General features: G+C 69.2%; 10 protein-coding genes. 3 read left to right on the top strand and 7 right to left on the bottom strand.

Annotated features, from left to right (window positions below; all coding sequences use genetic code 11):
* The first annotated feature begins 79 nt into the window (after positions 1–79).
* Positions 80–1171: an aminotransferase class V-fold PLP-dependent enzyme gene (locus ACPCUW_RS31760; RefSeq protein ID WP_423428911.1), complete on the top strand. Its 1092-nt coding sequence runs from the start codon at positions 80–82 to the stop codon at positions 1169–1171.
* Here ACPCUW_RS31760 and ACPCUW_RS31755 read toward each other — a convergent pair.
* The 5 genes from ACPCUW_RS31755 to ACPCUW_RS31735 form a co-directional block, all read right to left on the bottom strand.
* A complete protein-coding gene (locus ACPCUW_RS31755; RefSeq protein WP_423428909.1) occupies positions 1165–3660 on the bottom strand; it encodes an ATP-binding protein in 2496 nt (831 codons plus the stop codon). The two genes, ACPCUW_RS31760 and ACPCUW_RS31755, sit on opposite strands and share 7 nt — an antisense overlap.
* The gene (locus ACPCUW_RS31750) at positions 3657–5036 is read right to left on the bottom strand and encodes a LuxR C-terminal-related transcriptional regulator (protein ID WP_423428907.1); all 1380 of its coding nucleotides are present in this window, start codon (positions 5034–5036) and stop codon (positions 3657–3659) included. Before ACPCUW_RS31750 ends, ACPCUW_RS31755 begins: the two co-directional genes overlap by 4 nt.
* A 64-nt stretch (positions 5037–5100) precedes the next feature.
* Positions 5101–5685: a dihydrofolate reductase family protein gene (locus tag ACPCUW_RS31745; protein WP_030515447.1), complete on the bottom strand. Its 585-nt coding sequence runs from the start codon at positions 5683–5685 to the stop codon at positions 5101–5103.
* 123 nt (positions 5686–5808) lie between these two features.
* On the bottom strand, positions 5809–6318 hold the full coding sequence (locus tag ACPCUW_RS31740) for a hypothetical protein (protein WP_423428905.1): 510 nt from the start codon (positions 6316–6318) through the stop codon (positions 5809–5811).
* Between the two features lie 142 nt (positions 6319–6460).
* Entirely contained in the window at positions 6461–7195 is a 735-nt protein-coding gene (locus ACPCUW_RS31735; RefSeq protein WP_423428903.1) for a MerR family transcriptional regulator, read from the bottom strand.
* 117 nt (positions 7196–7312) lie between these two features.
* Here ACPCUW_RS31735 and ACPCUW_RS31730 point away from each other — a divergent pair, with 117 nt between their 5' ends.
* Positions 7313–7678, top strand: coding sequence for a DUF1707 SHOCT-like domain-containing protein (locus tag ACPCUW_RS31730; RefSeq protein ID WP_036524529.1), 366 nt, complete (start codon positions 7313–7315; stop codon positions 7676–7678).
* Between the two features lie 6 nt (positions 7679–7684).
* On the opposite strand, the gene ACPCUW_RS31725 is transcribed toward ACPCUW_RS31730, so the two are convergent.
* The gene (locus ACPCUW_RS31725) at positions 7685–10114 is read right to left on the bottom strand and encodes a tetratricopeptide repeat protein (protein WP_423428901.1); all 2430 of its coding nucleotides are present in this window, start codon (positions 10112–10114) and stop codon (positions 7685–7687) included.
* Positions 10115–10241: 127 nt separating this feature from the next.
* On the bottom strand, positions 10242–11792 hold the full coding sequence (locus ACPCUW_RS31720) for an amino acid permease (RefSeq protein WP_423428900.1): 1551 nt from the start codon (positions 11790–11792) through the stop codon (positions 10242–10244).
* A 184-nt stretch (positions 11793–11976) separates the two neighbouring features.
* Here ACPCUW_RS31720 and ACPCUW_RS31715 point away from each other — a divergent pair.
* Positions 11977–13228 (top strand): SPFH domain-containing protein (locus ACPCUW_RS31715; RefSeq protein WP_423428899.1); only part of this gene is annotated, 1252 nt, incomplete at its 3' end.

Below are 13228 nucleotides of genomic sequence, written 5' to 3'. Positions count from 1 at the left end.
CGGCTCGGCACCTTCGACCGGTCCAGCGAGCCTCGGGTGGCTATGGACCGGCGGGCCACTCGCTCGCGACCATGGCCTCATGACCTCCTCGGCGTATGTTCCCGCTCTGGCCGGCCACGAATTCGCGGTCGACACCACCTATCTCGACACCGCCTCGTACGGCATTCCGCCGGCCCGCGCGTTCACGGCGGTGCGTGAGGTTCTCGACGGGTGGGCGAGCGGGCATCGCGCACCCTCGCGCTACGACGATCGGGTGGATCGGCTGCGCGCGGCCTATGCCCGCATCCTCGACGGCGCGACGGCAGCCGATGTGGCGATCGGCAATTCGGCCGCCGCGCTCATCGGCCCGGCCGCGGCCGCACTCGCGCCCGGCTCCGAAGTGCTGGTCGCCGCAGGCGATTTCGCCTCCGTACCCAATCCGTTCCGCTACCGCGGAGATCTGCGGGTACGCACGGTGGAACTGGAGCGATTGGCCGAGGAGGTTCGACCGGATACCGCGCTGGTGGCCTGCAGTCTCGTCCAGTCCGCCGACGGCCGGACGGTCGATCCGGCGCGGTTGCGCGAGGCCACCGCGGCGCACGACGCGCTGCTGCTGTTCGACGTCTCGCAGGCGGCGGGCTGGTTGCCGCTGCGATTCGCCGATGCCGACATCTGGGTGTGCGCGAGCTTCAAATGGCTGCTCGGCGCTCGCAGTGTCGGGCTGCTGGCGATCCGGCCGGAGATCGCCGACCGGGTGCGCCCGCATGCGCCGGGCTGGTACGCGGCCGCCGACCGCTGGGCGGAAATGTATGCGCCGCAACGACTTGCCGATACGGCTCGGCGCTTCGACGCCACGCCCGATTGGCTGGGTGTGGTAGGCGCGCTGGCCGGAGCGGAACTGCTGGAGGAGTTGACGATTCCGGCGATTCGGGCCCACGATCTGGCGCTGGCCGACCGCTTCCGCGCCGGACTGGACGACCTGGGCTTCGCGCCCGTGCCCGGACGCGCGCCGATCGTGTCGATTCCGGGCGCCGCGGCCGCCGCCGACGCCCTGGCCGATGCCGCGGTGGTGACCACGGCCCGAGCGGGTGCGCTGCGGGTGTCGTTCCACGTCCACAACGATTCCGACGATGTCGACCGTGCCTTGAAAGCCTTGGGCGACAGCCGGAGTCGAACGACGTCGGGTCAGTAGGTGCGGCGCGGACGTCCCGGTGGCTGTCGCGATTCGGCACGCACGCGATCGCGCAGTTCGCCGGGAATGCGGTGGATGATCGCCGAGCGGTCGGCGGCCGCGAGTTTGCGGCGAATGGTCGCCACCTGTGCGTCGACCGTGCGGACCGACGTCCCGCGGCGCACCGCGACCGCACTGTTGGTCCACCCGGCGGCCACCAGAATCGCGATATCGCGTTCGGCGGGTGAAAGTTCCTGCCATCGTGCGTCGTCCGGACCGGCGTCGGCGTCCTCGACGATCTCCAGCCGCCCGAGGAAATACCGCTGCAACTCGTTGTCCTGCGGCCGCATCCGCCCACCGCGACGCACCGCGGCGGCGTAACGCTCGGCCCCGAGCACCGCGGTCGCGGCCGCGCGCGCCGCCGACGATCCCTCCACCACCAGCGGCACCCGGTCCGAGGCGATCCCCATCGAGCGATGCAGCGCGGCCGTGCCGCCCTGCAGGTAGGCGATCTCCCGCGCGGCCGCCGCGAGCTCGTCCGGGCGCGCGCCGGATTCGATACGCCGCGACAGGATCGTGGCCAGCGCGACGGTGCAGAAATGGATGATCCAACCCGCGGTCCAGGTATCTCCGCGATCGAGATGCGCGGCCACCGCCGCCCGGCCCCGGCCCACGGCGTCCGCGGGGTCGCCGTGGCGGATGGTGGCGACCAGTTCCGCGAACTCGGCCCAGGAAACCGCCCATGGCGCATCCGTTTTCGCCGCGTCGTGCAGGTGGCGGCGCACCACCCGCCCGGCCACCTCCGGGGTCGCCAGGCTGGCGGCCGCGAGCACGGTGAACAGATCACTGCGCTGGGTGCCGCCGCGATCGCCGACGGCCGCGAACTTCCGGCGGGCGCGCGACAACACCTCGATCGAGCGCAGGTCCAGGCGAATCAGGAACAGTTCCAGTCCCCAGGTGAATTCGACCTGGGCCGGCAGGCCGATGTCGTCGGCGGTGTGCTCCCGCCACTCCCGGCGCAGCACGGGATCGGTGAGACATTCGGCGGCACATTCGCCGAGAAGGCGGGAGGTGTAGTCGAATCGGCCCTGCCACACCGCGATCCAGCCGATCAGGGCCTTGGCGGTGATCCGCAGCGACGACAACGCCGGATCGTCGCCGACCACCGCGAGGGCGCGTTCGGTGAGCCCGGCGACCGCGCGGTTGGTGCCGGTGAGGAACGGCACCCGCAATGCCATGACCACGGTGGCGATCTCGAGTCCGATCACGGCCTCGGCCGGATCGCCGAGGCTGGTCTCCACCGCGAGCAGCACGTCGTTCCATGCCCCGCGGACCCAGTCGATCCACTCCATCTCGTCGGGGCCGTACCACATCGCCTGTCCGGCAACGACTTTGTCACGGAAGTAGCGACGATGGCGGGCAGGCATGCCGGACGGTGAGGCCGAACCGTCCGGTCGCTCCTGCAGCCGGAGGCGGGCGAACGCGCGCACGCTCTCGGGCAGGAAATAGCGCACCGAGGTGGCCGTCATGCGGGTCGACACCAGCGACCGTTCGACCAGTCGCTCCAGCGTGGCGGCGATGACCGGCTCGGGCAACGCCTCGTCGGCGCAGACCTGCGCCACCGCGCTGTATTCGATACCGCCGCTGCGGGTTTCCTCGTCACCGGGGTCGAATCCGGCCGCGAAGACCGACATCCGGTCCAGCAGCAGGCGTTCGGCGTCGGTGCACAGCCCGTAGGACCAGGCGATCACGTCACCGACGTTGCGATGACGCTCGTCGGCGCCGGCCCGCACACCCGACGACCAGTGCATCCACGCCTCGGAGTCGGTGCCGGTGAGATCGCGCAACACCTCGGCGAGCGGCCGGTAGCGCAGCCGGGCCGCGGCCAGCCGGATGAACAGCGGATTGTTGTCCACCCGCCGGCAGATCCGGGCGGCCAGTTCCAGGGTCGCGGGATCCGCGGCGATGGGCCGGCCGGTCAGTTCGGCACGCCGCCGGAACAGTTCCAGCGCATGGTTTTTGGTGAGTGGCGGCACCGGCACCAGCCGCTCGTCGGTCCAGCCGATCGGTTCCCGGCTGGTGGCCACGACGGTGACGTCCGGATTCACGCTCAGTAGCTCGACGATCAGCCGCGCCACCGGATGCAGCACGTGTTCACAGTTGTCCAGGACCAGGACGGTGCGAGCGGCGCCGAGCGCGGCGAAGGCCTCGAGCAGGCAGTCTTCCGCGCTGCTGCCGGTGGTCGCGGTCGGTGCGACGGTGCGCACGATCTCCTCGGCGACCGCCTCGGCGTCGGCGCCGGTCTCCAGCCGCGCCAACCGCACCCACAGCACGTGATCGCGACCGGGCCGCTGGGACCTGCGCAACGCCTCGGTAGCCAGGGTCGTCTTACCGATCCCACCCGGTCCGAGCAGCGTGATCAGCCGGGGCCCACCGGGTTCGAGCAGTTCGGCGATGCTGCGCAGTTCCGCTGTCCGGCCGACGAATTGGGATATCCACGGTGTGGTCACGACCGGGCCGTCTCGCGCCGGGCCGAAGCCTCGCTGCGCATCCGCTCCCGGGCCTCGGCGGGCAGATGCCGGGCGATCTCCGCGCGCGAGGTGATCTGCAACTTCTGCCGGACCATCGCCACCTGGGCATCGACCGTGCGCACCGAACTGCGGCGGCGCACGGCGATGGCGCTGTTGGGCCAGCCCGCGGCCGCCAGCACCGCCACCTCACGTTCCGCCCGCGACAGACTCCCCCAGCGATCCGGCTCCGGTCGCGCCGCCGCCACCGCGCCGACCGGCGGTTGTGCCGTGACGACACACGGCTGCTGGGGCAGCGCCGAGCCCTCGGCGCGGCGCACCTCCAGCCGGCGCAGCTGCAGATGCCGGGCCGCGAGCCGATTGGCCTCGACCGGATCACGCCGGTGCAGTTCGGCGCGCGCGACGAGGCGGACACATTCGGTGAGATACCACCGTGCCGAGGTACCGGTCAGCCGCACGATCACCAGCGACCGTTCCACCAGCCGGTCCAGTGTCGATTCGATCGACGCCGCGGGCAACGCCTCGTCGGCACAGATCGCCTCGATCGCCTCCCGATCGGCTCCGCCGCCCGCGGAACCACCCGGAAAGACCGACAACCGTTGCAGCAGAATGGATTCGGCCGGGGTGCAGCGACTGGTGGACCACGCGATGTTGGCGCCGATATCGCGATGGCGCGCTTCCACCCCGACCCGGGCGCTGTCGGACCATTGCAGGCGACGGTCGTAGGCATCGCCGCTCACCTCGTGCAACACGATGGCGGGGGGATGGTGCCGCAATCTGATCGCAGCCAGCCGCAGGCCGAACGGATTGTGGCTCATATGCGCACAGATCCGCCGGAGAATATCGTCGTCCTCGTCGCCGTCGCCGGCCGTGCGGCCGGTGAGCTCCATGCGAATGCGCAGCAGCCGCAACGCCTGTGCGGGATCCAGCGAGGGCACCGGAACGAGTTGTTCGTCGATCCAGCCGATCGGCTCGCGACTGGTGGCCACGACGGTCAGCGCCGGGTCGGCTTCGAGCAGGTCCGCGAGCTCGGTCGCGAGGGCGGTCACCAGCCGATCGCAGCTGTCCAGCACCAGTACGTGCGGGGCACCGTCGGGCCGGGGCGCGAACTCGCGCAGTTCGGCGATCGCGGTCTCGGCGTCCAGTTCCGCCAGCGCCAGCCAGCGCGTGGACAGGTCTACGTCGCGGCGCAGCGTCTCGATGGCCAGCCTGGTCTTGCCGATACCGCCGGGGCCGGTCAGGGTGATCAGCCGTGCGCCACGGGCGATCAGCGCGGTTATCCGCTCTCGCTGCGCGAGCCTGCCCACGAACTCACTGCTGGTGGCGGGCAGTACACCGATGCGCGATCGCTGGAACATAGTAGGAACAAGTTAGCCCACCGTGCCCCCGTCGCGTGTCCGGATTCGATACCGCGCTCTGCGACTACCCCGTTCGCGCGACCGGCGCGGCCTGTTGATAGTGCATCTGCACGACCGCGCTGTCGAAGGTCATGATGTCCACCAGCTGCAGTCCCGCCGTATCCAGCGGTTTGGGGAACAGCGGCACCCCACCGCCGAGCAGCAGCGGGTGCACGAACAGCCGGTATTCGTCGACGAGATCGTGTTCGAGAAAGTACGAGGCGGTTTGCGCACCGCCGAAGACCACGACGGGTCCGGTCGAGGCCGCCCGCAGCGCGCTGATCTCGCCGATCGGATCCGCACCGATCACCCGGGTGTTCCAGCCCGGATCGCGCAGCGTATGGGAGAACACCAGTTTCGGTGTGCGTTTCCAGCAGCGCGCGAATTCGACGTAGAACGGCGAGATGGCCGGATCGGCATCGGCATAGGGCCAGAACGCGGCCATGATCTCGAATGTCTTACGGCCGTAGACGAACACCTCGGCCGCCCGTAGTTCGTCCAGGAAGGACTCACACAGCTCTTCGTCCACCACCGGCCAGTGAATTTCCTGGTCGGGCCCCTCCGCGTATCCGTCGAGCGACATCTGCATCCACAGTGTCACGCCTGCCATCGCTCACCCATCTGCCGTAACTTGCCGACGTGTGATTGTTCCCCCCGGTGGGGGCGGCGCGCATCGGTAATGTTCGGGCGCACCTACTTAAGTAGGTTGCGCCCGTTACCTATAGGTGCCGGATCAGAGCAGTTCGCCGTCGCGGCACAGGCTCGACGAACGCCAGGTCGGCGCCGGGCCCTCGCCCTGAAAACGCCACTGGGAGATCGGCCCGGCTGCTCGCCAGTACAGACCGCCCGAGGCCGGAACCGCCTCGTACACATCCTCGGTCCCCGCGATCAGCTGATCGCCCACGCAGTAGTCGTTGTAGGACGTGCCCGGCTGGCGTGCGCCGGGACTGAAGCGACCGGCCGGGTTTCCGAGCGCGCCCGGATTGGCCACGGTGTCGGCGCGGTGGGACGGGCCGTCCGCATTCCACCGGGCGGCGCCGAAAAGGTCACTGCGGCAACTGAATACCCAGCCGCCGGCATGCACCTCCGTCCCCGGGGCGAAGGCGGCATCGGCCCACAGACAGTACGGTCCGGGCGCCTGCGCCGCGGCCGGACCGGCGGGCAGGCCCACGACCGCGGCGCCCGCGACGGTCGCGGCCAGCAGCAGGGATCGGGTGGTGCGGGCAAAGGTGGCTGCGGTCATCGGTGTGTCTCCGTTCAATCGTGCACTTCCGACGCTGATGGACGGAAGTATCGGCCACACCATTAATGTACCGTTAGATAACGGCACGTTATACCGCGAAATATCCCCAGGGATGGGAGTAAAGGAATTTCGCGGTGACCGCTCAGGAGTCGGCGAGCGCCTCGTTCAGCGCGCTGTCCTGATCGAGATACCGGGCCACGAACCGGCCGATCAGTTCGGCGCCGGCCTGTGCCGGGACGGTCCGGATCGCCTCGGAGCCCGAGGCCAGCCCGGCCACATCGGCCGGCGTGCCCGCCGAATCCTGGAAGCCAGTCCACACCGTGCGCTGGAACAGGTCCGTGAAGCGGCGCGCGATCCGGTCGCATTCGGTCGCCAGCCGCTCGAATTCGGCGATGATCTCCGGCTCCGGCACACCCGCGGCGGCCAGCCGGTCGGCGGCCTGCAGCAGCACCGGATCGGCGGCGCGGTAGGTGCCGGCGTCGACCGGCTCGTAGAGGCCGAGGGCGACGACCCGGGCCAGCCCGTTGGGCACCTCGCGCAACCGCTGCGCCAGGTCGGTCGCGGCGATCGTCACATCGGCCGGCGATTCGGCGCCCGACGACGCATCGGGCTCCGCGACGCCCAGAATGTCGCCGAGATCGTCACCGCGATCCCAGGCGTTGAGCAGTTCCTTGATGCCGTTGAGTTTGATGCCGCGGTCCAGCAATCGGCTGATGGTCCGCACCCGGTTGAGGTGTTCGGCGCTGTAGAAGCCGGTGCGACCCTTGACCTGCGGCGGCGGCAGCACACCGCGCTCGTGGTACACCCGCAGGCTGCGCACGGTGGTCCCCGCCTCACGCGCGAGCTCGTCGATGGTGTACTCGGTCCGGGTCGTCATACATCAAGGAAACCACACTGAAACATACGTGGATCGAAAGTGTGCGGCGGCATGCCGGTTCCCATCCTTGGCGGTTCGATTGCGATTCGCGGGGGTGGCGGACCTATCCTGCTGTGCATGGACGATATGGCGGACGCGCGCCCCAGCGCCGCCGAGCGAGAGCGCGCACTGCAAGAATTGTCACAGCAACTGGGCGCCGGCAGATTGACCCTGCCCGAATTCGACGAGCGCACCGCGCTGGCCACCCGGGCCGACACCCGCGTCGAGCTGGCGGCGCTGTTCACCGATCTGCCCGCCGTCACCCCCGATCCCCCGGCCGCGCCCGCACCGGCCAATCCGCTGCCCTCCCTGGCCGTCCTGGCCGGTGCCATCACGGTCTTCGCGGGGGCGGCGGCATGGGCGGCCGGAAACTGGTTGTGGCTGTTGCTGATCGCCGCGGCGCCGGTGGCCGTGGTGCTCTGGCGGGTGCGCGGGGTCGCCTGAGCCGGTTCACCACCGGGTGCGCGGACGTACCTGATTGGCCAGATCGACGAGCCGGTAGCGATGCAACCGGCCCGGTGCCGTGCGGGCGAGGGCGCGCAGCGAGGTCTCGAGCCCCAGCTGCAGACCGGATTCGGTGAGCGCGAAGCCCAGCAGGGTCGCCTCGGGCCGGCGCGGCTGCCCGCCCGCACGCACCCATTCCAGCGCCGCGCCCACCACGACGACCTGCAACTGCAGGGCCCGCGGTTCCTCCGGCAGCGCCTCCAGGCGCTGCGCGGCCGCGGCGAGGTCCTCCTCGGTCACCTCCGCCACCGGTCGCGACACCAGCAGCAGTCCGCCGGTCATGTGGGCCAGCGCGTAGTGCCGTGAGGACATCGGCACCCGGTCGAGTACCGCGACGGCGTCGAGCAGTTCGCCGTCCGCGGCCAGTCGCCGCGCCAGTCCGAACGCCGCGCTGACCACCCCGTGGTTGGTGCGCCAAACGGTCCGATAGAAGTCGACCGCGGCCCGGTGCCAGCGATCCGGATCGGCCGGTAGGTCGAGATGTTGCAGGACCAGTTCGGCGGTGGCCGCCAGCGCGAGCGCGGGGGCGATCTCCCCGGGCAGCATGGCGTGCACGGTGTCGAACTGCGTGTAGGCGCGCTCGAAGGCGCCGTCGAGCAGATCGGCGATACCGCGGTACCAGGTCAGCCGCCAGTCGGTGTCGTAGTCGAGCATCAGTTCCCGCAGCAGGGCCCGCGCCGGTTCGACCTCGCCCAGATCGAGATGGGCGCGCACCGCGGTGAGAGCGCCCTCGAGTTCGAAGGAACCGGTGTCGGCCAGCACCCCGGAGGCGATTCGATCGCGTATGCGCCGCAACGTATCCAGCGCGTGGCGCGGATCCCCGTGCAGTAGCGTGGACATCAGCTCGGCACTGGGATCGGTGCTGTCCATCAGCGGAACCGGCAGGGCGGCCACCACCGCGCGCGCGTCGAGGGTCGGCATCCGGTGGCGGCCGTCGACGATACCGTCGGTCTGGCCGATCAGCGTCTCGATGCCGAAATCACCACGCATGGAACCGAATTCGACCGAAGCCTGCGGATGTTCCCGGTCGGTGTCGGTGGCCAGCACCATCCGGAGCACACCGGTGAGCTGGCAGTACATCGAATAGGTGGAGGGGAATCGGCGGGCCGGTTCGGGATCGGTGGCCCGGCACAGCAGCCGATACAACGACGGATAGCGGACCAGCAGCGGATGTGCCTGCGGCTCCGGCATTTCCGGGAGCTGATGGCCGCGCTCGTCGCGCGGCAACTGCATCACCAGTGCCGCCAGGGTGCGGCCCACGGTGTAGATGTCGGAGGCGACGGTGGGCCCGGTCTCGGTGATCTCGGGCGCCTGGAAACCCGGTGTGCCGTAGATACTTCCGAACGACTCCATGGCCGCCACCGCACCGAGGTCGATGAGTTTGACCTCGTCCTCGCTGACCATGATGTTGTCGGGTTTGAGGTCGTTGTAGGACAATCCGAACGAATGCAGGTAGTCCAGCGCCGGCAGAACCTCCATCACGTACGCGATGGCCTCCGCCACCGGAATACGCTGCGGCGCAAGCTGATCGAGCACACGCTTGAGCGACTGCCCGCCGACGTACTCCATCACGATGTAGCCGTCGGCGACATCGCGGCCCGGGCCGCGGTGCTTGACGAAGTTGTAGATCTTCACGATGCCGGGATAGGCGACCTCCGACAGGAACTGCCGCTCCGCGAGCGCGACCACGTGCGCCTCGAAATCCTGCGGATTCTGCAGGCCCTTCAGCACCACCCAGCGATCGCTGACGTTGCGGTCGACGGCCAGGTAGATCCAGCCCAGACCGCCGTGCGCCAGGCAACCCTGCACCTCGTACTGTCCGGCGACCACCTCACCCGGTTGCAGAATCGGCCGGAAGTTGAACGGGGACCGGCATTTTCCGCAGTCCCCCGCGACCTGCCCGGGGCCCGCGTCGCCCGCGCGCCCGACCGGGGAGTTGCATTTCCAGCAGAACCGCTTCTCCTCGGGCACTTCCGGGTCGTCCAGCACCGCGGCACGCGGATCCACCGAGACCACCCGCGGCATCTCCACCAGACCGGCGCCCAGCCGCCGCGGACTCGGCCGCGAGCGCGCGCTGCGACCGGATCCGGTGTCGGTGCCGAGCGTGTCGACCTCGACATCCGCGGTCACCGGCCCCGAGAACGGGTCCGGCTCGAAACTCGTTGCGGCACCGTTCTTCTCGACAGCGATGCCGCCGGCCTGCCGCACGGACGGTTCATCCGGAGAGTCCACCGCGACGCGCAGTCGCTGCGAGAGTTCTGTCCCACCGTTGCGTCGCGTCGCCCACGGATGCGCATCGGGTCCGCGCACCTCACTGCGGCGGATGCGGCGATTCGCCCACGGATGCGGAAGTGGCGTATCGGGTCGCTCCGGCATGAGAAACCTCCCGAGGCCGCTGATGAACCGGGGCCTCATTCTCGTTCCCCGTTCGCGGTCCCGCGCTCGCGAGCTTCCCAAGGCCGGGAACAGCTCCGCCCCGGTGGTACCGGGGCGGAGGGAGCGACTACTTCTGGGCGTCGGGCGCTGATCCCGGCTCCCCGGATTCGGCTGCCGACTCGGCCGCCTCGTTCTGTAGCGGACGCTCCGCCAGCACCGGGAACTGACCGGTGTAGCCGAGACGCTCGGTGGCCATGGCCAAGACCTTGCGGCGGGCCAGGAACCAGCCCGCGACCAGCGCGGGCAGCATGACGCACACCATGGCCAGCACGGCGAAGCGCTGCACGTCGTCGTCGCTGGCGGCCATCAGGACCACCACGGCCGCCAGGAACACCAGGGTCGCGATGCTGGTGTACGGAGCGCCGATCAGCCGGAACGACGGCCGCTCGACCTTGCCGATGCGCGACCAGCGCCACAACTGCAACTGGCACAGGATGATCGCCGTCCACGCGAAGATCGTGCCCAGCGCCGACATGTTCAGCACGATCTCGAACGCCTTGTCCGGCACCATTGCGTTGAGTCCGACACCGATCAGCGCGATGCACCCGGTAGCGAGGATGCCGACGTAGGGCACACCGGAACTCGACATACGCGAGGCCACCTTGGGCGCGCTGCCGTTCATCGCCATCGAGCGCAGGATCCGGCCCGTGGAGTAGAGCCCGGCGTTCAGGCTGGAGAACGCGGCGGTCAGCACGACGAGATTCATGATGGACCCGGCGCCGTTCACCCCGAGTTTGGAGAAGAAGGTGACGAACGGGCTCTCGCCGGCGTGGAAGTCGCTGTAGGGCAACAGCAGTCCGAGCAGGACCAGCGAACCGACGTAGAACAGCGCGATCCGTGCGATCACCGAATTGATCGCGCGCGGCATGATCTTCTCCGGATTCTCGGCCTCACCCGCGGCGGTGCCGATCAGCTCGACCGCCGCATAGGCGAAGACGACACCGGTGGTGACGGTGACCAGCGGCAGGAATCCGGTCGGGAACAGACCGCCGTGCGCGGAGAGCAGGCTCGGGCCGGTGGTCTGGCCGTCCAGATCGAAGCGGCCGCCGAGGATGACCACACCCACGATCAGGAAGGCGACCAGCGCGACCACCTTGATCAGCGCCGCCCAGAACTCGAGCTCGCCGAACCAGCGCACCGAGATCAGGTTGATGCTCACCACGATCGCCAGTGCGATCAGCGCGATGAGCCACTGCGGAATGCTGCGGGTCCCTCCCCAATAGTGGACATAGGTCGCGATCGCGGTGATGTCTACGATCCCGGTCATACACCAGTGGAAGAAGTACATCCAGCCGACGCCGAAAGCCAGCTTCTCCCCGTAGAACTCGCGAGCGTAGGAGACGAACGATCCCGAGGAGGGGCGATGCAGCACCAGCTCGCCGAGCGCTCGCAGGATGAAGAATACGAAGATTCCACAGACGGCGTAGACGAGGAACAGGCCCGGGCCCGCGTCGTGCAGGCGGCCGGCGGCGCCGAGGAACAGGCCGGTGCCGATGGCACCGCCGATGGCGATCATCTGCAGCTGCCGGGGGCGCAGCGATTTGTGATAGCCCGCATCCTCGGCATGCAGCGCGTCCGCGGGCGCCGTCGCCTCCGAGGGAGGTCGAACAGTTGTCATGGGGGAGGACCTTTCACGTGACGGCGATCATATCTATGGGCAATGTACCGTCATTCAACGGCACGTTCAATACGTGGGATGGGTTGTAACACAACGGAAATGCCATCCGCCGAGGTAGGCGGTAGATCATACCGATAGGTATCGGTACGCTGGATAACGACAACGGCCGAGGAAGGGCGAGGATATGGCCTGGTTCGAGCGGGAATTCATCGCCGTCCCGGACGGTCGCAAGGATCAGCTGGTCTACAAGTGGCCCGATCTGAACATCCGGCGCTACAGCCGGACGATCGTCAACGCCGATCAGATCGCACTGTTCGTCAAGTCCGGCCGGGTCGTCGCGACGATGGGGCCGGGACGCCATCGCGTCGACGCCGACGAGCTGCCGGTACTCGGTGCGCTCGTCGACACCGTCACCGGCAACAACTTCTACCGCGCGGAGCTGTACTTCGTTTCCACGCGCGAATTCGCGGGCGTCAAATTCGGCGGCCGGCTCGACGACATCGTCGACCCGGCCAGCGAGCAGATCGTGACGCTGCGGGTCTTCGGCGAATTCGCCCTGTCCGTCCGCGATCCCGCGCAACTGATCACCTCCCTCGTCGGCACCACCGATCTCACCGATCCTGCCGGAGTTCAGGCCTGGTGCGCGGATTTGCTGCTCAAGTCGATGAAGATGACCGTGTCGCACGGCATCTCGGAGGGCGACTGGCAGGTGCTCGGCCTCTCGGCGCAACTGCAGTCGATCGAGTCCGCGGTGGTGCGCCAGACCAATCTCACGCTGTACGAGTACGGAATGCGGATCTCGCGCATGGGTAATTTCGACATCACTCTGGCGCCCGAGGACGCCGAGCGGCTCAAACGACTCGCCAAGGATGTCACCTATATCCGGCTCGCCGGCGACTTCCAGCGTTACGCCGCCGGGGAAATGGCCCTGGGCGCGGGACAGGGAATGGCGCACGGACACGGCGGCGGAGAAGGTGGATTCCTCGGTGCCGCACTGGGTCTCAACGCCATTGCCGGCATGGGTCAGCAGTCGACGGTGCCGTGGGCCGCGCAGCAATCCCCGCCACCCCCGCCGCCGTTCGGTCAGCCCGCGGGCCGACCGGCCCTGCAACCGCCACCCACACCGGAGCCGACGACCTCGGGCTCGCTGCCGCCGACAACTCCCGCCGGGGCCGACGACTCCTCGACGACCGGCTCCCCCGCCGCCTCCTCGAGCGCGGAATCGTCTTCGTCCGCGGCGTCACGGCCCGAGAGTGACGAGGCCACCGCCTCGGAGCAGGTGACCTGCGCGGCCTGCGATACCGACAACCCCCGCACCGCGCGGTTCTGCATGCACTGCGGGACCCGGCTGGCCGCTCCCCCGCGGCACTGCGCCGAATGCGGTGCGGACCTCCCGCCCGCGGCCCGGTTCTGCGGCGCCTGCGGCACCCCCGCCG

The sequence above is a fragment of the Nocardia sp. AB354 genome (assembly GCF_049538315.1).
GTDB classification, from domain to species: Bacteria; Actinomycetota; Actinomycetes; order Mycobacteriales; family Mycobacteriaceae; genus Nocardia; species Nocardia nova.
Note: the sequence above shows the minus strand (reverse complement) of the source record. Positions and strands in the feature narration are given on the sequence as shown.